Below are 24,624 nucleotides of genomic sequence, written 5' to 3'. Positions count from 1 at the left end.
GGTAAGGTACAGAATTTCGGCTGCTTGCCCCACGTTAGCAGTCCGCGCTCCGCTTGGTAGCCTGAGGCTGCACGTTTTCGCCGCATCGACAGGAGTACCCCAGAGTGTCCAACCCCCTCGCCGCAGGCAGCCTCGCGGGTCGCCGCGCCCTCGTCACCGGATCCTCTCGCGGAGTCGGCGCCGACACCGTCCAGTACTTCGCCGAGGCCGGCGCCTCGGTGGTCGTGAACTACCGCAACAAGGAGAAGCGCGCCCTCCAGCTCGTCGACAGGATCGTCGCCGGCGGCGGATCGGCCATCGCGATCGGCGCCGACCTGACCGACCCCGAGTCGGTCCAGGGGATGTTCGACCGGGTGGAGGCCGAGCTCGGCGGTCTCGACGTGCTCGTGCTCAACGCGTCGGGCGGCATGGAGTCGGGCATGGCGGCGGACTACGCGCTCCAGCTCAACCGCGATGCGCAGGTCGACGTGCTCACGAAGGCGCTGCCGCTCATGGCCGAGGGCTCGCGCGTCGTCTTCGTCACCAGCCACCAGGCGCACTTCATCCGCACCACGGAGACCATGCCCGAGTACCTGCCCGTGGCGCTGAGCAAGCGCGCCGGCGAGGACGCCCTCCGCGAGCTGATCCCGATGCTCGCCGAGAAGGGCATCGGCTTCACCGTCGTGTCGGGCGACATGATCGAGGGCACGATCACGGCGACGCTGCTCGAGCGCTCCAACCCCGGCGCGATCTCGTCGCGCCGCGAGTCGGCCGGCAAGCTCTACAACGTCGCCGAGTTCGCCGCCGAGGTGGCCGCCGCCGCGCTCGACGAGGTCCCCTCCGACAACACCCGGCTGGTCGGAGACGTCTCCGACTTCGCCGCGGTCTGAGCGTCGGCGCCGTGACCACCCCCACCCCTGCCGGCGACGCCGGCCGCTCGCGCCGCATCCTGCGTCTCACGTCACGGCTCATCGTGCTCGACGAGGCAGACCGCGTGCTGCTGATGGACACCAGGTCGCCCGACACCTCGGGCGTCTCGCGCTGGATCACGCCCGGCGGCGGGGTCGACCCGGGGGAGTCGCACCGCGACGCCGCGATCCGGGAGCTCCACGAAGAGACCGGCCAGGTCATCTCGGATCCCGGCGAGGTCGTCTTCACCTCCGACTTCGAGGTCGAGTGGGACGCCGCCGACCACACGCACGGCCACGCCGAGTTCTACGTCGTGCGCCTGCCGCACTTCGAGGTGGTCTCGGACGACTGGACCGACGACGAGAAGGTCGACATCGTCGAGTCGCGCTGGTGGAGCCTCGACGAGCTCACCACGACCACCGAGCCGTTCGAGCCGCTCGATCTGCCCGACATCATCCGGCGGGCACTCGACCGGTAAGCACTCGACCGGCAGGCACTCGGCCGGCAGGGCCTCGTCTCAACACATGTGATGAGACGAGGTTGGGCCGTTCGGCCGTATCGGCGGGCGAGGCGCCCTTCGTAGGCTCGAGCCATGGACCTCACCGTCATCGTCCCCACCTTCAACGAAGCCCCGAACGTCGCCGAGCTCGTGCGCCGCGTCGAGAAAGCCGTCGAGGGCATCGACGCCGAGATCCTGTTCGTCGACGACTCGAACGACAACACGCCCGACGTGGTCCGCGAGGTCGCGTCGAGGCACGTGCTCCCGGTGCGCCTGCTGCACCGCGACAACCCGGTCGGCGGACTCTCCGGTGCCGTGATCGAGGGCCTCCGCTCGACGACGAGCCGCTGGTCGATCGTCATGGACGGCGACCTGCAGCACCGCCCCGAGACCCTCCCCGCGATCCTCGCCAAGGGCGACGCCACGGGAGCCGACGTCGTCGTCGCCTCGCGCCACGTCGACGGCGGATCCAGCGACGGCCTGTCGGGCGGCGTGCGCCGTCTCGTCTCGCAGACGTCGATCAAGGTCACCAAGGCGCTCTTCCCGAGCCGCCTGCATGGTACGAGCGACCCGATGTCGGGCTTCTTCGGCCTCCGCCGCGGCTCGATCGAGGTCGACGGCCTCCACGCCCGCGGCTTCAAGATCCTGCTCGAGATCCTCGCCCGCCAGTCGCTGTCGGTCGCCGAGGTGCCCCTCGTCTTCGAAGCGCGGCTCGCGGGAACATCCAAGGCCGACATGAAGCAGGGCATCGCCCTCGGCCGCCAGCTGTTCGACCTGAAGTTCGGCCGGATCTCCGGCTTCGCCGCCATCGGAGCCCTCGGCGCCGTCGCGAACCTCGCCATCCTCTACGGCCTGCAGCAGTTCGGCGTCGGCTACCTCGCCGCCGCCTGCATCGCCGCAGTCGCGACGATCATCGGCAACTTCCTGCTGCAGGAGCGCTTCATCTTCAACGACCTCAAGGCCGGCGCCCGCACCGTGTGGAAGCGCTGGTGGCACACCTTCGCCTTCAACGGCACGGAGTCGGCGGTCCGCACGTTCCTGCTCTGGCTCATCGTCGAGACGACCTCGCTGCACAGCGTGCTCGTGCAGGCCGGCCTGATCGCGATCGGCTTCACCCTGCGCTACCTCTACCAGTCGCGCATCGTCTACAAGAACGTCGGCACGTCCGAGCCGACGCTCGACGACATCGTGGAGAGCGAGACTGCGGCACATGAGGCCGCCACGCACGACATCTCGGCCCACGACGCGCACCCCACCACCGGCCCGGTCCGCCAGGCCGAGGTCGCCTAGCTCCGAACGAGGCCGTTCTCGTAGGCGAAGATCACCAGCTGGACGCGATCGCGCAGATCGAGCTTGCCGAGGATCCTGCTCACGTGCGACTTCACCGTCGCATCGCTGAGGTGGCGGTCGTCGGCGATCTCGTTGTTGCTGAGGCCCGCCGCCAGCAGGGAGAAGATCTCCCGCTCCCGGGCGGTGAGCTCCGAGAGCGCATCGGTCCCGGCCGTCGTCGGGCGGCGAGCGAACCGCTCGACGAGCCCGGTCATCACCGAGGGCGCGACGACGGCCGAGCCCGAGTGGATCGTGCGAAGCGAAGCGAGCAGGAACTCGGGGTCGGCGTTCTTGAGCAGGAAGCCCGAGGCACCCGCCTGAATCGCCTTGAACGTCTTGTCGTTGAGCTCGAACGTCGTGAGCACGACGACCTTGGGGGCCGGCCCGTCAGCGGCCAGGATGCGCGCGGTCGCCTCGACGCCGTCCGTCACGGGCATCTCGATGTCCATCAGGATCAGGTCGACCGGCTCGGAGGTCGCTCTCTCGACCGCCTCGCCGCCGTCGGATGCCTCCCACGCCACGGCGAAGTCGTCCTGCGAGTCGAGGATCATCCGGATCCCGGCGCGGAACAGGGGCTGGTCGTCGGCGAGGCCGATGCGGATCTGCGTCACTCGGGAGCTCCTGGGTGGTGGGGGATTCGAGCGGCGACTCCGAAGCCGGTGACGCCGTCGACGCGCGGGCCGCTCTCGACGGTGCCTCCGACGAGGCGGACGCGCTCCACCATGCCCGCGAGGCCGTAGCCGCCCAGGCGAGGCCGGTCGGCCTCGGCGATGAGACCGGGGCCGCCGTCTTCGGTGGTGTGCGTGGTCACTCCGACGCCGTCGACGGTCCACGAGATGGCGACATCGACGCGGGTGCCGGGTCCGCCGTGCTTGAGCGCATTGGTCAGGGCCTCCTGCACGACGCGGTAGAGCGCGAGGTCGCCCGCCGTCGAGAGCTGCAGACGGTGGCCGGTCTCGGCGACCTCGACGACCAGCCCCGACGAGCGGAGGTTGGCGACGAGCCCCTCGAGGTCGGCGATGCCGAGCGAGCCCTCGTGGCCGTCGCCGCCCGACAGCACGTTCAACAGGTCGCTGACGTCGTCGAGGGCCGATCGGGCCGACTGGTTGATGACGCCGAGCGCGTCGGTCGCGGCCTGCGGGTTCTTCGCCACGGCGTACCGGGCTCCGTCGGACTGCGCGATGATCACCGCGAGCGAGTGCCCGATCACGTCGTGCATCTCGCGCGACAGGCGCGTGCGCTCGGTCTCCTGGGCGACTCGGAGCTCGGCCCGGAGCAGCTCCTGGTCGCCCTCGAGGCGCTCGAGGCGCGCGGCGATGAGGGCCCGCCGCGTGCCCGTGATCGTCCCGAGCAGCCAGAACAGCGAGAGCGCGGCGGCGATGACCCCGGCCACGCCGACGAAGTAGATGACCCGCGACACCGCGAGCTGCGACGCGTGCTGCCCGTGGGGGAGGAAGAGCCCCGTGATCAGGACGAGCTTCACGCTGGCGACCACGCCGCCGGCCAGGCTCGACGCCAGGCCGAGACGGCGGACCAGACGCGACTCGGACAGGCTCGTCGCGAAGATGACGACGGCGAGCATGACATTGCCGTTGATGAAGGAGGGCAGGACCAGCAGCTGCACGAGCGCTCCGAGCCAGGAGATGCCGAGGGCCGTACCGGGGGAGCGGCGCCGGAAGACGAGCGCCAGTGCGAACAGCGCGTCGACGGGAAGCGTGATCCAGCCCGTGCGGAACACGTCCAGGCACCCGAAGAACCCGAACGCGACGACGCCCACGATGACGTCGACCGCGAAGGGCCGACGGTCGAGGGATGTCCACATGGGTCTTACGCTAGCGTCCGCCGAAGGGGAGTCGGCCCTGCCAGGTCGCGTCGGGCGTCATCTCCCGTCGCCGACCCCGTGTCGCAGCGCCTCGAAGAGCGCCTCGAGCCGGGCGCGGTGGCCCGCCGCCAGCGCGTCGGGCTCAGCGCCGGCGAGCAGCCCCGCGGCAGTCTCGACGAACACCGCGGCGTAGCCGTTGACGAAGAACACGGCCAGTATCCGCCCGTCCGGCCCGAGCTCGTCGGCGAGCACGCGCTGGAGGCCGGCGGCGATGCCCCGGGCCCGCGCTATCAGCGCGGGGGAGCCGGCGACCGTGCGCAGGAACTCGACCGACCGTTCGCTCAACCCCGAGAAGGCGTGCTTCTCGTCGGCGAGGCCGACCATGGCTCGGTGCAGCGACTCGACGACATCGCCCGTCTCACGCGCGGCCGACCGGAGCAGGGCCTCGACGTCACCCGAGCGGTCGAGGAAGAGATCCTCCTTCGTCGGGAAGTGGTTGAAGACGGTCACGCTCGACACGCCCGCGTCCTTCGCGACCTGAGCCACCGTCACAGAGTCGAAGCCGCGCTCGATGAAGAGGCGGTTGGCGGCTTCGAGGATCCGGGCGCGCGTCTGGGGCCCGCCGCGCTCGCTCGTTCTGGGCATGTCGCTCGCTTTCTCCACCGACTGAGTCTTGTGTGACTTAATTTAGTGACATAACCTAACGGCATGTCCATCACTATTCTCCCGTCTGCGCGCACGCAGCCCGCCACTCTCCGAGCCGCCTGGCTCGCCCTCGCGGGCCTGTCGGCGGTCTTCCTGTTCGAGATGCTCGACAACTCCGTGCTGAACGTGGCTCTGCCGACCATCGGCCGCGACCTGCAGGCGTCGACGACGGCGCTGCAGTGGGTGACCGGCTCGTACTCGGTGGTCTTCGGCGGCCTCATGCTCGCTTTCGGCAGCCTGTCGGACCGCTTCGGTCGCCGCCGGATGATGCTCATCGGCCTGACACTGCTCGCCGTGGCCAGCCTCGCGACCGCGTTCGTCACCAGCGCCGAGCAGCTGATCGCCGTCCGCCTGCTCATGGGCGTGGCCGCGGCCATGACGACGCCGGGCTCGATCGCCCTGGCGTTCCGCCTCTTCGCAGGCGACGACCTGCGCGTGCGGGCGATGAGCCTGATCACGACGGTCGGCCTCGTCGGCCTGGCCCTCGGCCCGACGGTCGGCGGTCTCGTCATCGCCATCGCACCGTGGCAGGTGCTCCTGCTGGCCAATGTGCCGATCGCCGTCCTCGCCTGGATCGGAATCCGCGGCGGCATCGCCGTCGACGAGCCGGGGGAGCTGCATCGCGACCCCATCGATGTCGCCGGCGCCGTGCTGGGCACGGTGACGATCGTCCTCGCGCTGGTCGCCCCGACGCTCTTCGTCGACTTCGGCGCGAGCTCCTGGGCGGCCTGGGCATCAGCCGTCGCGGCCGCCGGGGGAGCAGCGCTCTTCGTCCGCCGCATGCGGACTGCTCAGCACCCGCTGCTCGACCTGGCGCTCGTGGCCCGGCCGCTGGTGTCGTCCGGCCTCGCCTACAAGGCCGCCACCGGGCTCGCGACCGCCGGCCTCGGCTACCTCGTCACCCTTCAGCTGCAGCTCGACTGGGACTGGCCGCCGGCGCTGGCAGCTGTCGGCCTGCTGCCGCAGGTGGTGGTCCTGCTCGCCGGCGGGCCGTTCGTCGGCCCACTGGTGAAGCGCATCGGAATGGACCGCGCCGCCTGGCTGAGCTCCGTCTGCGTCATCCTCGGCCTCGCCGTCTACGGCGTGCTCGGGACCCTCGGCTACCCGTGGGTTGCCACCGCGCTCGTCCTCGTGGCCGCCGGCATCCGGATCAACGGCGTCGTCGCCGGAACCAACGTCATGCGCGGCCTTCCCGAGAACCGCACGTCGATCGGCGCAGCCCTCGTCGACACGGCCTCCGAGGTCGCCACCGGCGTGGGCGTCGCCGTCACCGGAACGATCCTGGCGGCACTGTTCACCGGCAGCATCGCGACGGCGCACTGGTCGGCGGCCCAGACGGCGGAGTTCCGCGACGCCGTGATGGTCGGCGGGCTGAGCCTCACGGCGATGGCCGGGGCGATGGTGGCGTGGGGTGCGTGGCGGGCCCGTCGCGGCGGCGCCGCGACGGCCGTGCCCCATCCTGCGAAGTAGGTCCTCAATACTGGTAGGGACGGATGTTGTTAAGACGGGAGTTGACAGTCGATGCCCAAGCCTTCCAGCCCGCGTGACATCTGAACGCCGACGCGACAATGAGCCTTTGCCCAACCTTGATGCGTCCCTTACTCGAAATCGGCCACTAAATGGGCGATCGAACCCTCATACCCCTCGGCCCCTGTTCGAGCGCTCTCTCACACGGCCGCGAGTCCACCTAGATCTCTGCGGCGCTTGATGACGGGTTCATGAGAGCTACTCGGCGAATTTGTAGGGCTCCGTGGAACGCAACGGTGGCGGGGGGTTCTACCCTTGGTCTGTGAGTAGAAGCACTCGTCAGCGACCGCGCGAACTGGCCTCTGAGCCGTGGCCGGAGATGACGTCGCAAGACCCCATCGCAGAAGCCGCAAGAACCTTTGTTGTTCGGCTTCGGTCGGCAATGGGCGACCGAAGCTCGCGCTCGGTGGCTGCGGAGGCTGGACTTCACCACGTTACGTTGCTCAATGTCCTCTCCGGTCACTCGTGGCCGGATCTCGCGACTCTCGCCCGACTCGAAATCGCCTTAGATGCCGAGTTGTGGCGCGCCCCAAGGGCTTCAAGTTAGCTGACATCGTTCAAGGACTCGTACGGGAACCAGAGCCCGCCCGTGAGGTCGGCCAAACCTCGCAGCGTTTCACCTTGTTTCATCCGCCCAGCGGCCCCTCGGGCATCGAGGTGCTGAAGACGGAGCCTCAAGAGTTGCCGTAGGAGTCGCGGAGTTGGGTGGTCGTTCGGCACAGTAGCCGCAAAAATAAATTCGCCCGTTTCGAGGTCACATATCGCGGAGGCGGACTCATCCCGCGCTGAGACCAGGAAATCGCCGCGCGCCCTGAACTCGCTGTATTCGACCCGCGTCGCACCAGGAAGCTGCGCCAGACCCAACCAACCGAGTTCCAGTTCCCCGTAACCCATGGTCTCAATCGACACTTTGCCGCGAGGGCCTGCGTTCTCGACGGATGACAAGACCATGTGGTGATTATACTCACCACAAGGGTCAGATCGATTCGGGAGGCAGCCTTGACCGAGGAATCGCGACTGCCTGGGCATGAGTGGCGGACCGGTGGGGGAGATCACGCGCGATCGGTTGCTGCTCTCGAGAGTGCAATTTTCCAGTTGGGACTTGACGTGCCTCACACCGTGGCGCGGATGGCCGATGCCCTCTCAGCGCTTACCGCAGAAGGAACGCGCGATAAAGCGCAGAGACTCCTGGCTCTGGAATGGATCGGCGCCGTGGATCAGGACCACGCAATCGAGCCGGTGCTCTCCGACCAATCTTTGCGAACAATGCTTACTCGTCGCGTGGCAATGGATCAGCTGCTGCTTCTCACCGTTCCCGAGGTGGCGGTGCAGGCCGCTTGCAGTGTCGCTGAGATCGAGTCCGATGTGAGAAACGGGTACTTGTGGGGTTACCGATTGAATGGCGAAATAGTCCTTCCCAAGTGGCAGTTCCTGATTTCGGCGACGGGCCCTCTTCGCGTCATCTCTGAAAAGCTGCCGGCCGTGATCCGCTGTATTCCTGATGATGCTTTGCCGTCATTGGTGTCGCGACTCATGTGCTCTGAGGATCCCTATCTGCAGGTCGGAGCGGTGCGTAGGACCCCGAGAGATCACCTGCTCGCGGAGGGCTCCCCGTGGCCGGTCGTTCGTAGCTTGTTGCTTTTTCTTGAGGGCTCCTTGTCGCGGTTCCCAGATGTCGTCCTCAACGATTCTGCAGATCAAGGTAAGACGCCATGGGTCTGAACGTGCAGAGAGAATGTCTCGGTGGCAAACGGACGTTTACGAGGTCGAGCCAGAACGATTGTGAGATTGCGCGACATGAATGAGGGGGGAGTTGATCCGCAATTCGGAGCCCCGGGCGCGGAGACTAGTCGGTCTTCTCCGGCGGGGACGAGCGCACTGTCGGCGGATCGGGAGAGGTACTTGATCGACTCCGGTGCCTACAGCCCAGAACAATTGGCGCGGGCACGGGCAGCGATCGGGCGCGGAGCACTCGATGAAATAGAACGTGGAACCAAGCAGAAAGATCTCGAAGCCACGGAGACCGTATTCGAAGTCGCGGCTCGCCTCGACATCGGACATGCCACCGTGGACGGGTGGGTGACTCGAGGCGAACTCCTGGCCTACATGGAGGACGGTGTCCTGCAATTCCCGAAATGGCAATTCGCGGAGACGGACGCAGGAGCGGGAGCCACCGTCCCCCACCTGGCCGAGCTCATTACGGCAACACGCAAAATCCACCCCTCGACCATCACCGCGATCATGTCCAACCCTCAAGGCGACCTTCGGATCAGTGGCAAGCGCGTGACCCCAATCCAGTGGCTTGGCCACGGCCACGCGGTTCAGGACGTTATCGACATCTTCGAGGCGTACCTCTGGTCATGACTCAGATAAACGCCAGCGCGGGCGACGTCACTGACCCGCATGCCCATGTGGACGGGCGCATCGGCCTGCTCGGCGATCCGCACGCCGACTTCCATTGGACGAAGCAAGCCATCGAGCAGCTCCTGTCGCTCGGCGTAAAACAGATCCACGTGCTGGGTGACTTCCAGTTCGTAGGCCGGAAGCTCACCCGCGAGAGAAAGACCCTCCGCCGTCTCTCCAACATCCTTAAAGTCGGCGGCGCTCACATGTTCATCACCGGCGGCAACCACGAAGGCCACCCAGCCCTATTCCGGCGATACCCGGCCGACGAGCACGGCTACAGGCGACTCGACGCCCACATCACCTGGCTCCCACGCGGCTGGCGCGGACACACCAGCGCCGGGACGGTCGTCGCAAGTCTCGGGGGCGCGAACAGCATTGACCGCGACCAACGCAACCCACCCGCCACGGGACTCATCGGACAGTGGTGGCCCGAAGAACAGATCACCGAAGACGACCTCGCAGCCCTCGGTCGAGAGCCCGTCGATGTGCTGCTAGCTCACGATGCGCCCCCGACGCAGAAACTGAAGAAGCAGCTCCGCAGGCATCGAGGTTTCTGGTCGCCCGAAGGGCGAGCGTACGCGGATGCCGGGCAACAAATGTTTCAACGCGGCGTGGAGCAGGTGCGGCCGGCCCTGGTCCTCTCGGGGCACTACCACCGGTTCCTCGACACCACCGAAACCTTCCGCGCCCCGAATGGCGAAGCGTTCGAAGTCCGGAGCATCATCCTGAACCGAAGCAGGAGAACAAGATCAATCGCAGTCCTGAAGGTCGATACGCAGGAACTCGAACTCCCCGACCTGTCGCCTGCAACGAAGGCGCCACCGGCCATCACGACAGCAATGGCGCGGCAATAAGCTGCGGATCTCGCCGTCCACCTCAGCCCGGCAGTTCAGCGGGCCCTGATCCGACTTCTAAAAACCGCTTACGAACAGGGTTCGAGCGATGAGGAACTGGTGAGCCTGCTGGACCGACTGACGCGGGTCCTCGTTGATCGGGTGGCTTTCGACCGACGTGCCTTGCGTACTTTCGCGGACGACCTTGTCTGGGCGGGGTTGCACACGGCAGAAGAAGTTGCCACAGCCGATCAGCAGCCCCACGGTGAGAACCTTCGAGCGCTCGTGGATAAGGCTTGGGACCGAACCGTCGAAGAAACGCTCCTCACGGCGGAGGTGGCCGGACATCTCGGCATTAGTGACTCGACGGTGCGACGCCGAGCGGCCGAGAACCGCCTCTACTCATTTTCGAGACGTGGGAAACGGCGATATCCGACGTGGCAATTCGTTTCCAGCGGCGACCAGCCGCTACCGCACCTCACCGAGTTGCTCGCCGCCGTTCCCTGGCGCATGTCTTGCTCAGTCCTTCGCGCCTTCATGATCAGCCCCAAAGAGACGCTGCGGGCGGCGCCAACACCAGAAGGCTCATCTCCGTCGAGGATGTCGCCTGCCGACTGGCTGGCGGACGGACGTGACGTGCAGGCCGTCCTCGACATCCTCTCGACGTATCCGGTTCATCGCGATAGCCAAGTGGGGGAGCTGTCCTAATGGCAACGAAGCTGCAGATCGCGCGCGCCCGAGCTCGAGTCGCCCTCGCCCAACACACGGGCACAGTTCTCTCGCCTCGCCTCATCGCCATTGCAGCACTTGAGTTCAGCGACGCTGTGGACGCTCCTGACAACGAGGGGTTCCACTTCCTCGACGCCGCCGTAGGGCCGTTCTACGACGCTGAAGGGCTGCGGAAATGGTTCCGATACTCACGGGCGGAGCTGGCATCACTGGAGGAGTCGCGGGCCATCCTTCTCGTCACCACATCCGATGGCCAGTCCCTCTATCCGGTGTTCCAATTCGATTCGCAAGGTCGCCCGTTGCCGCAGCTTTGCAAACTACTCGAGGGCCTCGATCCCGATAGGGATGATGCTTGGGGCGACGCGGTGTGGCTCAACGACGCTGCTGCAGACCTTGACGGGCTCACCCCGGCGCAGGCCCTCCGCACGAGCCGAGCCGAAGACGCGATTAGGCTTGCTCGGCAGGCCGGGTGAGGGCGGTTAATTCGGAGGAGCAGGGTGGAGGGCATACCTGAAGGAGCATCGTGACCTTGGGGCCGCCGTTGCCCAGAACGTGAGCCTTTGAAAAACCTTCTCGAGGTTGCGAAGCAGCTCGATACCGGCAGCGCCTCCCGTGTTCCCTTACATTGATTAAATGAGGTTGTGGAGGCAGCGCCGTGGCGACGGTGCCGATGGCGGGCCTCGCGCGATATCGCCGACCGACGCCGAATTAAAAGTCCGCGCGACGCTCGAGGCTCTCGAGCGCGCAGCAACACGTGCCACCGACCGAGGCGTCGGCATGGACGCAAAGGCGTCAATCCTTCTCGTAATTGCAGGGATTCTTACCACGACCAGCATTCAGGGTGATGGACTCATCGCGCGTCTCGCCGCTATCGCCGCCGTCGTAGCCGCGCTAGCGGCGCTTCTCTCACTATGGCCCGTCAAAGTCAAAGGCATTCACCCTGAAACCTTGATCGAGCGGATCACGAGTAGAGACGAGTTGTTTCCCGATTATGAGCACTGGATGTTGGCCATGGAGGCCGCTGCAGCCGTTGCCCGGGAGAAACGTCTCGAGACGCGAGGACTCCTGCTCACGATCGGTTTTGTCCTGGCGTTCGCGGCTATGGTCCTGGCAGTCTTTAGCTTGCTGCATGACGGGAATTGGTTCGCTGCTTGGCTGGGATCCTTCTTTGCGCACCCAATAGTGACGCCAAAGCCATCTCCGTCAGCCCATTAGAAAGGGATCGAGTGTCCAGGGAACCGAAACCTGATTCACCCCGCCCGTCCGATCGGGTCGTGCGTCCCTTGCCCGACGTAAGCAATCAGCTTCGGCGCCTAACCGAAAGCAGCAAAGGCTCGGGTCCGGCTAAAGAGGACGAGATCGAAATTGACGGAGACTGATTGTGACCGATGACGACCAAGCTGACGAGAAAGCCCCCGACGCCCATGAGTCGCGGAAAGTAAAGCCGCTCCCGAATGTTGATAAGGAACTACGGGGCCTTACTGGAAGCGGTGCACCGGTCGAAGAGTCTTAGCGGGAGACACCAGCGTCGAAGACGGCGAAGCATCGCAGGCCGAGGGGCCGCCGCTCGCAGGTCACCGGAACGTGCGTGGTTAACGATCGCCAATTTGACGTAGACACCTCTCGAACTCCGGACCTCACCAAACTGCTGGACGAACAACCTCGGCCACCTGAAGTGATCGACCCCTAGGCACTGGCAATATGTATTTCGACGTCTTCAAGTCGTTCGCGGAGGAGCGGCGAAAATTCACTGGTCATCATCGGGTCGATAGCAGCTGCATTGAGCAGTAAAAGCGACAAGTTGCGGCACCCCTCGGCGACTGCCGGTTCAAGGTCGCTCGATTTACTTGCCGCCTTGAGAGCTTTGCTGATTTTAGCCTGCACCTGACGCTTATATTCAATTTCGCCCTGGTACCTGTTCCCGGGAGGAATCGGCCCTTTCCAATGGACTCGAGGCAGGGCGCCGTTCGCGCCCTCGCGAAGGACGGATTCTCCGAACATCATTTCGATGGTCACTGCGTGCCCGTTGACGTCGACGCTGGTCGCTCCTTGGGCACCCACGGTCGGGTAGTTCTTGGCAAGTTCAACGTTAGGCAGAGTGCGAATTGCGAAATTCGACGGCAGCTTGGATTGCTGGAGCGAAAGGCTTGCAGCGACTCCCACAGCATCGTTGTCGAGGACCGTAATGACCCGATTTACGACTCCGGCAGCCGCAAGGGATCGAGTGAGCTTGACAACTTGGTCGACGCCGCCGGCCGCCGAAGTGCCTTCGAAGTCTAGAAAGCTGAATTGGTGAGCGACTGCCGGCTCACTCAATTCCAAGGCACGGGAGATCAATGACGCGTCGGTGCTGCCTTCAGTGACGACAATGATGGACCCACTGGAGGCAACTCGGCTATTTAGGCGTGCACGGGCGGACCGGTGAGGGCGCTCCTCGGGTTCAAGCCAGCCGCCCATCAAGCAGCCAGACAAATCCAGCTTCACAGTAGTGTTCGCGCGAGCACCATGTAGGCCTAGGGAAATTGCGAACCGAGGATCGTCGAAGCTCTCGACGAGGTCTCCCCACACGGTCTCGAGCTGCCGGTCTCGATCGGAGCCGCCGGGCCGAGCGCGGACTGGGTCCCATGACCAGTCGATGGCGTCCTTCAGAACTTGAATCGTGTCGGCCGGGATCAGGGCTCGTTCCTTCTCACCGAGAAGCGACTGGTCTGGATCGTCCAAGACCTCGCTCAGATAAGTGGTCGCGATCGCGAAAACACGTTCGGGAGCAAACCCCTGAAGGGTGAGCCGAGCCCGGATGCGTCTTACGTCGGACTCGTAACGGAAAACCTCCTCGACGAACGGTGTGCCATCCGAGAGCCTGTCAGGCGCAAGAGCAATGGTCAGTTCATCGTCGGTGAATAAGAGGGCGACCTCGTCGCGGACAAAATTCTTGCCGTAAAACAGCTGACGCCGCCCGGCCTGTAACCCCCACCATTCACCCATGAGCTGCATCTTATGAGGCGACGCAATCACATACGTCTCGGGGTGCAAGCCGACGTCAGAAGCCGGACTCGCCGGCAACCGGTGAGAGGGATTGTGCGGATTCTCGAGTGGTCGAGGGGCACAGAACGAAACTCGAGCAGCAGTTCCGCAGGCCAAGTTGCCCTGGGCTGACTACGCGGATGGAGGCTTCTTCATGCCTTCAGCCGACCAATACCAGGTGCGCCGAAGCTCAGGGCACTCGGACTGATGGACGGGACCGACATAATCCGGCGCTTCTAGGCCATACATCAAACCTGATGCAAGCCGGGGTTTTTGACTCCAGAGCAACGCAAATCGGCCCGTCGAGCCTGGTTTGGCTACGCCAAGGTATTTGGGGCCCACCAGGGCAATCTAAGCCGGACCCACTTGCGGCCCTCACGAACGGTCGTGAGCTGGGAGAATCCTCGGCTAGCTAGAGCTGACGTCTTCCTCCAGGTGCCGGTAGATGGTGCCGCGCGAGACGCCGAAGGTGTCGGCGATCTGCTGCACCGTGTAGGTCTTTTCGTCGTACATCGCGCGCGCCTGCTTGGCCTTCGTGGCGGTCATCTTGGAGCGCCCGCCGCCTTTTCGGCCGCGGGCTCGGGCGGCAGCGAGTCCGTCCTTGGTGCGCTCGACGATGAGGTCGTGCTCGAACTCGGCAATGGCAGCGAGCATGTGAAAGAACAGGCGGCCACCGGGCGTGGTCGTGTCAATTCCTTGCGAGAGTGCTCTGAGGCCAACGCCGCGGCGTTCGAGTCCGTCGGCGATCTCTTTCAGGTTGCGGACGGAACGGCCGAGGCGGTCGAGCTTTGTGACAACGAGGGTGTCGCCTTTGCGGAGGTAATCGAGCGCGTCATCGAGGGCGGGGCGTTTCGCGAGGACCCCGGAGGCGTGCTCGACAAACACCTTGTCGCAGTGCGCCGCCTCAAGGGCGGGGCGTTTCGCGAGGACCCCGGAGGCGTGCTCGACAAACACCTTGTCGCAGTGCGCCGCCTCAAGGGCGTCGGACTGAGCGTCCAGGTTCTGCTCTTGGGTGGAGACGCGGGCGTAGCCGACGGATGCCATGGTGGAACTGTACTTCGGACGTGCCTAACGGTACATAGGTCTCGGACACGAGCCATAGAACACGACGCGCCGGTTTTTGTGGAGTTGATCGTTAATTGGCGGTCTTCCGTGATTACTATTTGGCGTGTGACGAGCGCCCATTGGCGTTCACACCTGGGCAAAACGGGTACCGCCTTTTGTGGAAGCGGCGGTGCCCGCCGGCCCAGCCCGCGGACTAAGGAACGCGGGCTGGTTGCTGCACACGCTGCACGTGTGCCGGACCGGGTCGTTGACACGCTCACCGCCCGGAACGTCTAGGTCTCTTGGTCTGGGTTCAGATCAGGCCGTAAGGCAGGGCCTTGTTGGTGTCTTCGATCTCGGTGAGCCGGTTGTACTTGGCGACGCGTTCACCTCGTGCGGGGGCGCCGGATTTGATTTGCCCGGTTCCGGTCCCGACGACGAGGTCGGCGATGAACGTGTCGATGGTCTCCCCAGAGCGGTGCGACACCATGCTTGCCATCCCTGTTTCGCGGGCGGCCAGGATCGCGTCGAATGTTCGCGACACCGTGCCGATCTGGTTCGGTTTGATCAATGCCGCGTTGGTGAGGCCGTCTTTACCTCCGGCGCGGATGCGTGCCGGGTCGGTGACGTAGAGATCATCTCCGACGAGCTGAACGCGGTCCCCGACAGCGCCGAAGAGGGCTTTCCAGCCGTCGTGGTCGTCTTCGGAGAACCCGTCTTCGATGCTCCTGATCGGGTAGGACTTTGTGAGGTCCTGGTAGTAAGAAACCATTTCGGTTCGGTCTAGGGTTCGGTCGGCGATCTTGTAGGTGCCGTCGCCGTGGAAGAACTCGTTCGCGGCCGGGTCCAGCGCCACCGCGACCGTGTCGGTGCCAGGCTCATAGCCCGCCGCCTGAATGGCTTCGACGAGCATGTCGAGGGCTTCTTCCGGGGTGGAGATTGGTGGCGCGAAGCCCCCTTCGTCGCCAAGGCCAAGGGTCTTGTACCGGTCCCGGACGATGCTGGCAAGGGCGTGGTAAACGTCGGTGCCGATTCGGACGGCGTCGGTCATGCTCGATGCCGCGACCGGGGCGATCATGAATTCCTGGAAGTCGAGGGCATTGGCGGCGTGGGCACCGCCGTTGAGGACGTTGAAGTGCGGCACCGGGAGGCGCGGGCTGCTACCGGTGACGTCGGCGATCCACCGCCAAAGGGGAAGATCGGCAGCGGAAGCGAAGGCGCGTGCTGCGGCGATCGAGGTGGCGACGACACTGTTGGCGCCGAGGCGGGAGTAACCGAGGGTGCCGTCGAGGTGGGCGAGGGCTGCGTCGACCTGCGCGATGCTCAACCACGACTGCCCGGTAAGCATCGGAGCGACGTCTGTCTCGAGCAGGTGGAGGGCCTGGGAGACGTCGCGGCCGGAATAGGTGGTGCCGCCGTCGCGGAGTTCATGAGCTTCATGGGCTCCGGTCGAGGCGCCGGCGGGGGCGTCGCCGGTGACGATGGTGCCGTCGCCGAGTTCGAGATGGACCCTGATGGTGGGGAAGCCGCGCGAGTCGAGGATCCGGCTACCGCGGATGGCCTCGATCGTGACGGGGTGGATGGTGTGGGTGACGTAGTCGCCTTGTCGGTGGCTGTGGTGGTGCACGTTGCTGACGTAGTCGTTCATGGTCGTTCCTTTCAGGGGAGTTCAGGCGAGGGCGCCGAGGGCGATACCGGTAGCCGAGGCGGCTACGGAAATGACGAGCATCCCGAGCCCGTTGAGGGCGGCGGCGTTGATCCGGCCGTTCCGGGCGAGGCGCACCGTTTCGAAGCTGGCCGTGGAAAAGGTGGTGTAACCACCCATCACCCCGGTGCCGAGGATTGCGACGGGAAGTGCACCGAGGTGGGCGGAAAGGCCGGTGATCAGTCCAAGCAGTAGGGACCCGGTGATGTTGATGGTCAGGGTTCCGACCGGGAGACGGTACTCACGGCCGGTATTGATGCTGCCGTCGACCAGAAGCCTGAGGGCGGCTCCCAGCCCACCGCCGACGGCGACAGCAAGAAAGGCCAGCGCGTTCATGCGGCGTCCTTTCGGGAGTGGAGCCGGGAGGCAATGGCGATACCTGCCCCGGTGGCGACCGCCCCGGCGAGGACGGTGAGGAGTGCGTATCCGGTTCCAGTGAGGTTCCGGTGGGCAAGGAACAAGGCGGCGGTGGAGGTGGCGAGGGTGCTGTAGGTGGTGAAGCCGCCGAGGACCCCGGTTCCCAGAAGCAGTCGCAGGATCCGGCGCCGCCCCTCGTCCGGACCCCGGCGGGCGAGGGACTCCAACAGCACCCCGAGAAGGAGGGCGCCGGTGATGTTGATCCAGAAGATCGACCAACTGACCCCGTTCTGCGCCGGCAGCGCCGTGCTGATCGCATCCCGGGCGGCCGTCCCGAGGGCACCGCCGAGGGCGACGATGCCGAGGTACCGCCAGTGCAAATGCACGGGACGGTTTCTGCGCCTCGGGTCATCGACGTCGATGTCAGGATCGACGGGAAGAGAGTTCTGGGTCAAAGACGTCTCCGTTTCGGGCATTAGGTGCCGCCTTCCGCCGCGACGCGGGCCGCGGCTGCTCGCGCGGACGGGTCCAGGTAGTCGCCTCCGCGCGGCACAAAGCCCCGGCCAGCCTCGAGCCGGTACAGGAGCGGCTGCCCCGTCGGAAGGTTCAACGCTTCGACCTCGGCTTCGGTTAGGGCATCCAGGAGCAGACAAAGGGCGCGAAGGGAATTCCCGTGCGCGACCACCAGCACCGTCCGCCCTTCAAGAACGGTGGGCATGATGCGTGCGTAAAGGACCGGGCGGATCCGGGTCACCACGTCGGACAAGGATTCTGTGCGCCCGACCGCCTTCAACGAAGCCCTGCGCAAAGCAGGACTCATCCGCAGGGAGAACCACAAGCTCAGCGGCATGGCGGGTGGTCGGCCGTGGAGGGAGCGGCGCAGCGACTGGAACCGTGCGTCGCCGAGTTCTGTGCGAGCCCTTGTTTTCGTCATCCCCGTCAGGGCACCGTAGTTGCGTTCGCCCAGCTGCCAGAGCTGCTCGACAAGAACGTCCAACCCGAGGGCATCGGTCACGAGGTCCACGGTATGGACAGCTCGCCCAAGGGTGGATGTCAGCACGAGATCAGGGCGCACCCCGGCGTCGCGGAGGGCGATTCCTGCCTGGGTCGCTTGCGCTTCTCCGACCGCGGTCAGGGGGACATCGAGCAGACCGGTGAATATCCCGGCGGCGTTCGCGGTGCTCTGCCCGTGCCGCAGCAAGATCAGGTGCCCAGTCATGACGCCGTCCACGGCTACGGGTTGTCGAACCCGACCGGTTCCACCGGTACGACGAGGACCGGGCGGTGCTGCTGGTGCGTGAGGCGGGCGGCGACGGAACCTGTGAAGAATTCCGCAACCCGGTGCGTGCCAGCGCGCGCACCAACGACGATCATCAGGGCGCCGTGCTCCTCAGCCACGCGGGCGAGCGCCCGTGCCGGATCACCGACCGCCGACACGATCTCTACCGCGACATCGTGCTGGGCCGCGATCGCCCTGATGTCGACCGCATCCTTCTCATCGAGAGTCCTCGGACGGGTGTCGGCCGCGTCGGGGTCGACGGGGTCGATCATCTCTGACCCATCCGCACGCAGACCGCCGATCACGAGCGACGGATCGACCGTCACACACACCAAGCCGGTACCCAGGCGGTGCGCCAGTGTCGCCGCGACCGTGAATGTTTCGCGAATTCGACCGGGTTCCAGCCCGACGACGATCTGGCCGGTTTCGATGTCTCTAGTCATGACGTTTCCCTACCTCAGGCGCTACAAAGCGCATCTAGCTGAGATAGGGACTGTTGTCGACGAGTGTCGAGGTTGGGTCCGGCAAGCCCCACTGCCGGGTCGTAATACGTTGTCAGTATGCACCCCGGGCAAGCGCGACCACCAGCTTTATTCGGAATCTATTTCCGCCGCGGCATGCTGACCCGGCAGGCAGGGGGTGAGTAAGTTCGTGTGCGTGAGCATCGATTCGCCCCCGCCGCGGATCTCCGCGGAATGACAGCTTCGCCTCTTCAGGGTTTGAACGAGCTCTTAGATCCGTGGCGGCATTCCGGCTTCGGGCCGGAGCGGTTCGTTCCCGGGTTTGATCCCCGTTCCGGCGGCGACCGATCCACAGTGTTGGTGCTGATGGAATCTCCCGGCCCAGCGACCATCGCTCAAGGCACGACCGCGATCAGCAGCGAGGACAACCCCGGTCCCACGGCCACAGCATTTCGCGCAGCCCGCATCGAGTCGGGCCTTGCCCGCGAACAGTACCTGCGCTGGAACGTGGTCCCGTGGGCTCTTCGTCGTTCTCCCACGGTCAGCGATTTGGAGGAGGCGCGGCCGGCCCTAGGCCAGCTTCTCGACGTAATGACAGAGATTCGGGCGATTGTGACTTTTGGCACGCCCGCGTTGACCGGAGTAATGCGGCACTTCACCCTCAACAACGACGCCCGCATCGTGCCTGTCCTCGCAGCGCCTCACCCGTCGCCAGCCAACGCCACCCGGTACACCGAGAAGCACCTCCGTGCCGTCATCGCGCTTCGGCACGCCGCCGCCCTCTAAGTCGGCGCCTCGATACGCTCCACACGTAAACGAACAACAAGCTCCGCTTGTCAGTCGCCGCCTACAAGGGAGATTTCAGTGCGCGAAGATGTCCCCGATCTTGTGACTCTGCGAATACTCCACGCCATTGCTGACACTGGAACGTTCCGGCGTGCGGCTACGGAGGTGGGGATGTCGCAGCAGGCCGTGTCCTCCCGGATCCACGCCGCCGAGGCGGCTCTCGGCTACTCCCTCGTTAATCGGACCAGGAACGGGTCCACCCTGACCGCGCAAGGACAGTTGATAGCCGAGTGGTCAAGCGAGTACCTGGCGGCCGCGCATCAGCTCGCACTCTCCGTGCAGACCCTCCGCCCCAAGGCCAGCGACGTCCTCACGGTCGCGGCCAGTCAGACGATCTCTGAAGAGTTCATCCCCGGATGGATAAGCGCATTCCGGCACCGGTCTGGCGGCGACGCGCAACTCCGGCTGACCTCGGGTAACAGCGACTTCGTCATCGAGCAAGTCCGCGACGGGACGGCACTGGTTGGCCTCATCGAGACACCGGAGATCCCGGCAGATCTGGCCTCCGCCACAATCCGCATCGACGAGCTCGTCATCGTCGTCGCCCCCACGCACCCCTGGGCCCGCCGGAAGGGAGTCGTGACTGTGGCGGAACTCGCCGGTGAAGCGCTGATCACGCGGGAGACCGGATCCGGCACACGGCGAACCCTCGAACTCGCCCTTGCCGAGACCCAGCCCAGGCTCGTCCTCCACGAGCCGGCCGCGGTGCTGGCCACTACCAGCGCCATCCGCGGGGCTGTCGCCAGCGGGATCGGACCGGCGGTTCTCAGCACCACCACGGTGCAGGACGACATCACCCGCGGCACCCTCCGCCATGTTCCCGTGGAAGGCCTAACCCTGTCGCGGCCATTCACCGCGCTCTGGCGCACCGGGACACTGCTACCTGCCGCAGCAGAAGTGTTCTTCACTGTTCTCCGCGAGTGATCGACAAGGACTGCTTGTCACCTGACAGGGATACAGTCGTAGCGCCCTGCGGAGCCGGAGAGCACGCTTGTGTCATGACCACCACCGCCAGCCGACCGGCCGCACCCGCGCCTCAGAAGAACGCGCGCCGCCTTTTCCGGGAGCTCGAACACCCCCACGAGATCGTGTCGAACCTCACCCCGAACTGGTTCGCCTCCATCATGGGCACCGGCATCGTCGCCAACGCCGCCGCGAGCCTGCCCATGCAGTTCCCGGGCCTGCGGGTTTTCGGCACTGTCGTCTGGGCGATCGCGAGCATCGTCCTCGTCGCCTTGACCGTTGCGACCGTCCTGCACTGGGTCCTCTACCGGGAGACCGCAAAAAAGCACCACCTGAACCCGGTCATCTCTCACTTTTACGGGGCTCCCGCGATGGCGTTCCTCACGGTCGGCGCCGGCACTCTCCTTCTCGGCAAGGACGTCATCGGGCTGCCCGCCGCGATCGGTGTGGACTGGGTCTTGTGGTCTCTTGGTACAGCGATGGGTCTCGTCACCGCGATCAGCATCCCGTTCCTGACCTTCACCCGCCACGACACGAAACCCGACAGTGCGTTCGGCGGCTGGCTCATGCCAATTGTCCCGCCGATGGTCTCCGCCTCCACCGGCGCACTGCTACTGCCCTACACCCCGGCCGGCCAAGCCCGCGAGACGCTTTTCTGGTCCTGCTACGCCATGTTCGGCCTCGCACTCGTCGCCTCGCTGATTGTCATCACCCTCATCTGGGCCCGGTTGACTCAGCACAAGATCGGCGCAGCCGCCATGGTCCCCACGCTCTGGATCGTCCTCGGCCCCCTCGGTCAGTCGATCACCGCCGTCAACCTCCTCGGCGGCAACGCCCACCTCGTCGTCCCACCCGCCCTGGCCAACATGCTCCTGACTTTCGGGCTGATCTACGGCATCCCCGTCCTCGGCTTCGCCCTCATGTGGACCGCGCTGGCCCTGATGATCACGATCCGCACCGCCCGCGAGAAACTCCCGTTCTCCCTTACCTGGTGGTCATTCACCTTCCCCGTCGGGACCTGTGTGACCGGCCTCTCGGGCCTTGCCCTGCACACCGGACTCGTCGCCCTGCAGGTCCTCGCTTGCGTTTACTACGCAGGACTCCTTGCGGCTTGGATCACTGTCGCAATCCGCACCTTCCACGGCAGCGTCATCCGCGGCACCCTCCTCGTAGCACCACGCGTCACCGCGTAACTGATGAATCGTTCGCCGGGCGGCGTGCATCGCCCTATGAACTCACCGTCTCGAAAAACTAAAGCTTTCCGAGGCACGCGAAACCTGCTCCGAGCTTCCCTGGGAAGTGGCGGATTTCCGGGAGCCCCTTTGTCTTGGAAACATGTCTTACCGAAAAGTGCCTTTCTGTCGCCTGTTCTAGGAGTTATCAAGGCAGAATGGCCCGGTGAGACATCTCGGGTACACACGGGTCAGTACGAGAAGCCAAGACGCGAAGTTGCAGGTCGACGCCCTGGTCAAATCGGGCGTGCAGGAGCGGGACATTTTCGCTGACGTCACCTCGGGCAGTCGGACCGCGATCTCGCGTCCCGGGATGAAGAAGCTCCTCGACTACGCCAAGCCCGGCGACACGGTCGTCGTCTGGCGGGTCGATCGCCTCGGACGGTCCCTGATCGATGTGTTGAACACGGTGAAGCTCCTGCGAGAGCGGGACGTGCAGGTGCAGAGCATCTCGGACGGTATCGACCCGTCGACGACGTCGGGCCGGCTGATGCTGAACATGCTTGCCACGCTGGCCGAGTACGAACGCGAGCTGATCACAGAACGAGTGAACGCCGGGATCACGGCTGCCCGGCAAGGCGGCACCAAGTTCGGCCGGCCCCTGTCCGATCCCGTCGTCGTCGCCGACAAACTGAAGCTCGTCACCGAGGCAAGGGCCAAGGGCCGGACGGCGGAGGACGCCGCGAAACTCGTCGGCTGGAGCCGGGCCACCCTCTACCGCCACCAGCAGGCCCTCGCGGCCCGCGAGAGCACCACCGTGTAAGTGACTCATGAACGCGGCCGAGCGGTGGCGTGTTCTTCGGCTGCATGTCGAAGACCAGATCCCCCTCGCCGCCCTCGCACGAGAGACCGGGATCTCCGCCCGAACCCTTCAGCGCTGGAACCAGCTCTACCGGGTAGGCGGCATCTCGTCTCTCGAACCTCATGACCGAACCGATAAGGGTGTCCGCCGGACATCACCGGAGACGGTCGCCTTCATCGAACGGCTGGCGCTCACGCGGCCACGACCGAGCATCGCCACGCTGCACCGTCTCGCTATCGGCGACGCTCAAGCAAAACAGGTGCCTGCGCCCAGTTATGCGACTGTGCGGCAGATCGTCCAGGCACTCGATCCGGCCCTGGTCACCCTGGCACTTGAGGGACCGGTCTCGTATCGGGACAAGCACGAGCTGGTATTCCGGCGCCGCGCGGAACGCCCCAACCAGACGTGGCAGTCCGACCACACCGAACTCGACATCCTCATCGTCGGCGCCGACGGGAAACCCGACCGGCCTTGGCTCACCACGGTCATGGACGACTACTCCCGTGCCATTTGCGGATACATGGTCTTCACCGGCGCACCCTCAGCGATCAACACCGCCTTGGCTTTCCGACAGGCGATCTGGCGGAAGACCGACCCGGCGTGGGCGATGTGCGGCATCCCCGACATCCTGCACGTGGACCACGGCTCGGACTTCGTCAGCCACCATCTCGAGCAGACTGCCGTCGCTCTGCACATCAGGATTATTCACTCGACTGTCGGGCGACCCCAAGGCCGAGGGAAGATCGAACGGTTCTTCGGAACCATCAACACCGAGCTCCTGACCACGCTCCCTGGCCACCTTGGACCCGGCAGCCGCACACCAACGCCGGTCCTGGACCTCGCCGGCCTCGACCGCGCGATCAGCGAATTCATCGGTACCTACAACGACCGGACCCACAGCGAGTTGGGGATCTCACCGCGAGACGCGTGGGTCGCGGACGGGTGGCTTCCGCGGATGCCCGACAGTCTTCAAGAGCTCGACGGGCTCCTCCTTACTGTTCCGAAGAAGCGGGTCGTTCAACGCGATGGGATCCACTTCCAAGGCCAGCGCTACCTCGCCACAACCCTCGCCCCGTTCGTCGGTCACACGATCACGATCCGGTACGACCCCCGCGACATCTCCGAGATCCGCGTCTACGACCGAGACACCTTCATCTGCACCGCCATCGACGAGGCCCACCCCAACCTTCGCCTCAGCCTCCGCGATATCGAAACCGCTCGCCGCGCCCGCCGCAAGCAGCTGCGGCGGGCCATCAACGATCGGATCCCGACCGTGGCCACCCGCGAGGAACCTCGCACGCCACAACCCACGAAGCGGCGGCCACGGCTGCGAACCTACGAAGAGGACGAGTGATGAACCAAGCCTTCATCGTCACCAAAGAACACCGGCGCTTCATCGAGTTCGCCAACGCCGTCCGGAAAGAGAAGACCATCGGGATCTGTCACGGCGCCGCCGGCGTCGGGAAGACCAACTCCGCGCGCCGCTATGCGAACTGGGATGCCCTCGAGGCCTACATCAACGAGTGGGGCCCGCGAGGCGAGCAAGACGCTCCGCACTACGCCCTCGCGAACCGATCCCGCACCGTCTTCTACACACCAGAGGTGCTCTGCACTCCCAAAACGCTGATGAAAGAAATCATGCACTGGCAGATCAAGGTCGGAATCTGCGCAGACGAGCACCTCCGCTCCATCAGCCCAGAAGCTGCCGCGGAGAAGCAGCACGACGTGACTCGGTTCGTCGAGCTGCTGATCATTGACGAAGCCGAACGGCTCACGCCCACCGCCCTCGAGCTGCTCCGGGACCAGCACGACCGCACCCACCTCGCGATGATCCTGATCGGCATGCCCGGCATCGACGAACGCTTCCGCCACTACCCCCAGCTCTACAGCCGCCTTGGCTTCTCACACCAGTACCGCGCATTGGGCCGCGAGGAACTCCTCTTCGTCCTCGACCGCCACTGGAAGCGCCTCGGCAGAACTCTCGACCCTGACGACTTCACCGACGCGCAAGCCATCGCGGCAATCGAACGAATCACCCGCGGCAACTTTCGCCTCCTCGAGAGGCTCTTTCCTCAGATCAATCGCGTGCTCAAGATCAACCAGCTCGACACCATCACCGACGACGTCATCGAAGCCGCCGCCAGCATCCTCGTCATCGGCAACTAGCGACACG

General features: G+C 65.3%; 26 protein-coding genes. 16 read left to right on the top strand and 10 right to left on the bottom strand.

The annotated features are described in order from the left end of the window. Nucleotides 1-104: 104 nt before the first annotated feature. The 3 genes from AC3CBB_RS04805 to AC3CBB_RS04795 all read left to right on the top strand — a co-directional run bounded on the left by AC3CBB_RS04805 (nt 105) and on the right by AC3CBB_RS04795 (nt 2,677). Nucleotides 105-869, top strand: a complete 765-nt coding sequence (locus AC3CBB_RS04805; protein WP_488626199.1) for an SDR family oxidoreductase — start codon at nt 105-107, stop codon at nt 867-869. Between the two features lie 11 nt (nt 870-880). Next, the gene (locus AC3CBB_RS04800) at nt 881-1,366 is read left to right on the top strand and encodes an NUDIX hydrolase (RefSeq protein WP_488626198.1); all 486 of its coding nucleotides are present in this window, start codon (nt 881-883) and stop codon (nt 1,364-1,366) included. 114 nt (nt 1,367-1,480) lie between these two features. After that, nucleotides 1,481-2,677, top strand: coding sequence for a glycosyltransferase (locus AC3CBB_RS04795; RefSeq protein ID WP_488626197.1), 1,197 nt, complete (start codon nt 1,481-1,483; stop codon nt 2,675-2,677). Here the strand turns inward: AC3CBB_RS04795 and AC3CBB_RS04790 are convergent. From AC3CBB_RS04790 to AC3CBB_RS04780, 3 genes are read right to left on the bottom strand one after another with little or no spacing between them, the layout of a single operon-like run. After that, nucleotides 2,674-3,327, bottom strand: a complete 654-nt coding sequence (locus tag AC3CBB_RS04790; protein ID WP_488626196.1) for a response regulator — start codon at nt 3,325-3,327, stop codon at nt 2,674-2,676. The two genes, AC3CBB_RS04795 and AC3CBB_RS04790, sit on opposite strands and share 4 nt — an antisense overlap. Further along, on the bottom strand, nt 3,324-4,538 hold the full coding sequence (locus tag AC3CBB_RS04785) for a sensor histidine kinase (RefSeq protein ID WP_123504467.1): 1,215 nt from the start codon (nt 4,536-4,538) through the stop codon (nt 3,324-3,326). The genes AC3CBB_RS04790 and AC3CBB_RS04785 overlap by 4 nt, the downstream gene beginning before the upstream one ends. Before the next feature lie 57 nt (nt 4,539-4,595). Then, complete coding sequence (locus AC3CBB_RS04780; protein ID WP_488626195.1) at nt 4,596-5,183, bottom strand: TetR/AcrR family transcriptional regulator; 588 nt, start codon at nt 5,181-5,183, stop codon at nt 4,596-4,598. Between the two features lie 63 nt (nt 5,184-5,246). On the opposite strand from AC3CBB_RS04780, the gene AC3CBB_RS04775 reads away from it, so the two are divergent. The 7 genes from AC3CBB_RS04775 to AC3CBB_RS04745 all read left to right on the top strand — a co-directional run bounded on the left by AC3CBB_RS04775 (nt 5,247) and on the right by AC3CBB_RS04745 (nt 11,953). After that, entirely contained in the window at nt 5,247-6,713 is a 1,467-nt protein-coding gene (locus AC3CBB_RS04775) for an MFS transporter (protein WP_488626194.1), read from the top strand. 1,164 nt (nt 6,714-7,877) lie between these two features. After that, a complete protein-coding gene (locus AC3CBB_RS04770) occupies nt 7,878-8,492 on the top strand; it encodes a hypothetical protein (protein WP_488626193.1) in 615 nt (204 codons plus the stop codon). A gap of 180 nt (nt 8,493-8,672) precedes the next feature. Then, on the top strand, nt 8,673-9,134 hold the full coding sequence (locus AC3CBB_RS04765) for a hypothetical protein (protein ID WP_488626192.1): 462 nt from the start codon (nt 8,673-8,675) through the stop codon (nt 9,132-9,134). Beyond that, entirely contained in the window at nt 9,131-10,030 is a 900-nt protein-coding gene (locus AC3CBB_RS04760; RefSeq protein ID WP_488626191.1) for a metallophosphoesterase family protein, read from the top strand. Before AC3CBB_RS04765 ends, AC3CBB_RS04760 begins: the two co-directional genes overlap by 4 nt. A gap of 99 nt (nt 10,031-10,129) precedes the next feature. Further along, nucleotides 10,130-10,717, top strand: coding sequence for a hypothetical protein (locus AC3CBB_RS04755; RefSeq protein WP_488626190.1), 588 nt, complete (start codon nt 10,130-10,132; stop codon nt 10,715-10,717). Next, on the top strand, nt 10,717-11,211 hold the full coding sequence (locus AC3CBB_RS04750; RefSeq protein WP_488626189.1) for a hypothetical protein: 495 nt from the start codon (nt 10,717-10,719) through the stop codon (nt 11,209-11,211). Before AC3CBB_RS04755 ends, AC3CBB_RS04750 begins: the two co-directional genes overlap by 1 nt. 304 nt (nt 11,212-11,515) lie before the next feature. After that, on the top strand, nt 11,516-11,953 hold the full coding sequence (locus tag AC3CBB_RS04745) for a hypothetical protein (RefSeq protein ID WP_488626188.1): 438 nt from the start codon (nt 11,516-11,518) through the stop codon (nt 11,951-11,953). Nucleotides 11,954-12,424: 471 nt separating this feature from the next. On the opposite strand, the gene AC3CBB_RS04740 is transcribed toward AC3CBB_RS04745, so the two are convergent. From AC3CBB_RS04740 to AC3CBB_RS04710, 7 genes are all read right to left on the bottom strand, one after another. Next, nucleotides 12,425-13,723 (bottom strand): toprim domain-containing protein, encoded by a 1,299-nt coding sequence (locus AC3CBB_RS04740; protein ID WP_488626187.1) that lies wholly within the window; start codon nt 13,721-13,723, stop codon nt 12,425-12,427. 447 nt (nt 13,724-14,170) lie between these two features. Further along, on the bottom strand, nt 14,171-14,806 hold the full coding sequence (locus AC3CBB_RS04735) for a recombinase family protein (RefSeq protein ID WP_488626186.1): 636 nt from the start codon (nt 14,804-14,806) through the stop codon (nt 14,171-14,173). A 313-nt stretch (nt 14,807-15,119) separates the two neighbouring features. After that, nucleotides 15,120-16,454, bottom strand: a complete 1,335-nt coding sequence (eno, locus tag AC3CBB_RS04730) for a phosphopyruvate hydratase (RefSeq protein ID WP_345372934.1) — start codon at nt 16,452-16,454, stop codon at nt 15,120-15,122. Nucleotides 16,455-16,475: 21 nt separating this feature from the next. Then, entirely contained in the window at nt 16,476-16,847 is a 372-nt protein-coding gene (crcB, locus tag AC3CBB_RS04725; protein ID WP_488626185.1) for a fluoride efflux transporter CrcB, read from the bottom strand. Beyond that, on the bottom strand, nt 16,844-17,254 hold the full coding sequence (locus AC3CBB_RS04720; RefSeq protein WP_345372929.1) for a fluoride efflux transporter FluC: 411 nt from the start codon (nt 17,252-17,254) through the stop codon (nt 16,844-16,846). Before AC3CBB_RS04720 ends, crcB begins: the two co-directional genes overlap by 4 nt. An 89-nt stretch (nt 17,255-17,343) precedes the next feature. Then, the gene (locus AC3CBB_RS04715) at nt 17,344-18,087 is read right to left on the bottom strand and encodes a 2,3-bisphosphoglycerate-dependent phosphoglycerate mutase (protein ID WP_345372927.1); all 744 of its coding nucleotides are present in this window, start codon (nt 18,085-18,087) and stop codon (nt 17,344-17,346) included. Nucleotides 18,088-18,101: 14 nt separating this feature from the next. Beyond that, nucleotides 18,102-18,590 carry a universal stress protein gene (locus AC3CBB_RS04710; protein ID WP_488626184.1) on the bottom strand — a complete coding sequence of 163 codons (489 nt, stop codon included), beginning with the start codon at nt 18,588-18,590 and terminating at the stop codon, nt 18,102-18,104. 252 nt (nt 18,591-18,842) lie between these two features. Between AC3CBB_RS04710 and AC3CBB_RS04705 the strand changes: the two genes are divergently transcribed. From AC3CBB_RS04705 to AC3CBB_RS04680, 6 genes are all read left to right on the top strand, one after another. Next, nucleotides 18,843-19,394 (top strand): uracil-DNA glycosylase family protein, encoded by a 552-nt coding sequence (locus AC3CBB_RS04705; protein ID WP_488626183.1) that lies wholly within the window; start codon nt 18,843-18,845, stop codon nt 19,392-19,394. A 78-nt stretch (nt 19,395-19,472) separates the two neighbouring features. After that, entirely contained in the window at nt 19,473-20,378 is a 906-nt protein-coding gene (locus AC3CBB_RS04700; protein ID WP_345372921.1) for a LysR family transcriptional regulator, read from the top strand. 74 nt (nt 20,379-20,452) lie between these two features. Beyond that, the gene (locus AC3CBB_RS04695; RefSeq protein ID WP_345372919.1) at nt 20,453-21,610 is read left to right on the top strand and encodes a TDT family transporter; all 1,158 of its coding nucleotides are present in this window, start codon (nt 20,453-20,455) and stop codon (nt 21,608-21,610) included. A gap of 205 nt (nt 21,611-21,815) precedes the next feature. Beyond that, nucleotides 21,816-22,412 (top strand): recombinase family protein, encoded by a 597-nt coding sequence (locus AC3CBB_RS04690; protein ID WP_345372917.1) that lies wholly within the window; start codon nt 21,816-21,818, stop codon nt 22,410-22,412. Between the two features lie 7 nt (nt 22,413-22,419). Continuing rightward, nucleotides 22,420-23,805: a transposase gene (locus AC3CBB_RS04685; protein ID WP_488626182.1), complete on the top strand. Its 1,386-nt coding sequence runs from the start codon at nt 22,420-22,422 to the stop codon at nt 23,803-23,805. Continuing rightward, nucleotides 23,805-24,617, top strand: coding sequence for an AAA family ATPase (locus AC3CBB_RS04680; protein WP_345372913.1), 813 nt, complete (start codon nt 23,805-23,807; stop codon nt 24,615-24,617). The genes AC3CBB_RS04685 and AC3CBB_RS04680 overlap by 1 nt, the downstream gene beginning before the upstream one ends. Nucleotides 24,618-24,624 lie beyond the last annotated feature (7 nt).

This window comes from Frondihabitans sp. OV104, from assembly GCF_057787745.1.
The sequence above is the reverse complement of the archived record's forward strand: the minus strand, read 5'-3'. Positions and strand labels throughout refer to the sequence as shown.

Excerpts from the sequence above, each read along its gene's own strand:
- AC3CBB_RS04795 (WP_488626197.1), top strand. The coding sequence starts at position 1,481 with ATGGACCTCACCGTCATCGTCCCCACCTTCAACGAAGCCCCGAACGTC.
- AC3CBB_RS04785 (WP_123504467.1), bottom strand. The coding sequence starts at position 4,538 with ATGTGGACATCCCTCGACCGTCGGCCCTTCGCGGTCGACGTCATCGTG.
- AC3CBB_RS04780 (WP_488626195.1), bottom strand. The coding sequence starts at position 5,183 with ATGCCCAGAACGAGCGAGCGCGGCGGGCCCCAGACGCGCGCCCGGATC.
- AC3CBB_RS04775 (WP_488626194.1), top strand. The coding sequence starts at position 5,247 with ATGTCCATCACTATTCTCCCGTCTGCGCGCACGCAGCCCGCCACTCTC.
- AC3CBB_RS04760 (WP_488626191.1), top strand. The coding sequence starts at position 9,131 with ATGACTCAGATAAACGCCAGCGCGGGCGACGTCACTGACCCGCATGCC.
- AC3CBB_RS04750 (WP_488626189.1), top strand. The coding sequence starts at position 10,717 with ATGGCAACGAAGCTGCAGATCGCGCGCGCCCGAGCTCGAGTCGCCCTC.
- AC3CBB_RS04745 (WP_488626188.1), top strand. The coding sequence starts at position 11,516 with ATGGACGCAAAGGCGTCAATCCTTCTCGTAATTGCAGGGATTCTTACC.
- AC3CBB_RS04740 (WP_488626187.1), bottom strand. The coding sequence starts at position 13,723 with ATGGGTGAATGGTGGGGGTTACAGGCCGGGCGGCGTCAGCTGTTTTAC.
- AC3CBB_RS04735 (WP_488626186.1), bottom strand. The coding sequence starts at position 14,806 with ATGGCATCCGTCGGCTACGCCCGCGTCTCCACCCAAGAGCAGAACCTG.
- eno (WP_345372934.1), bottom strand. The coding sequence starts at position 16,454 with ATGAACGACTACGTCAGCAACGTGCACCACCACAGCCACCGACAAGGC.
- crcB (WP_488626185.1), bottom strand. The coding sequence starts at position 16,847 with ATGAACGCGCTGGCCTTTCTTGCTGTCGCCGTCGGCGGTGGGCTGGGA.
- AC3CBB_RS04715 (WP_345372927.1), bottom strand. The coding sequence starts at position 18,087 with ATGACTGGGCACCTGATCTTGCTGCGGCACGGGCAGAGCACCGCGAAC.
- AC3CBB_RS04710 (WP_488626184.1), bottom strand. The coding sequence starts at position 18,590 with ATGACTAGAGACATCGAAACCGGCCAGATCGTCGTCGGGCTGGAACCC.
- AC3CBB_RS04705 (WP_488626183.1), top strand. The coding sequence starts at position 18,843 with ATGACAGCTTCGCCTCTTCAGGGTTTGAACGAGCTCTTAGATCCGTGG.
- AC3CBB_RS04695 (WP_345372919.1), top strand. The coding sequence starts at position 20,453 with ATGACCACCACCGCCAGCCGACCGGCCGCACCCGCGCCTCAGAAGAAC.
- AC3CBB_RS04685 (WP_488626182.1), top strand. The coding sequence starts at position 22,420 with ATGAACGCGGCCGAGCGGTGGCGTGTTCTTCGGCTGCATGTCGAAGAC.
- AC3CBB_RS04680 (WP_345372913.1), top strand. The coding sequence starts at position 23,805 with ATGAACCAAGCCTTCATCGTCACCAAAGAACACCGGCGCTTCATCGAG.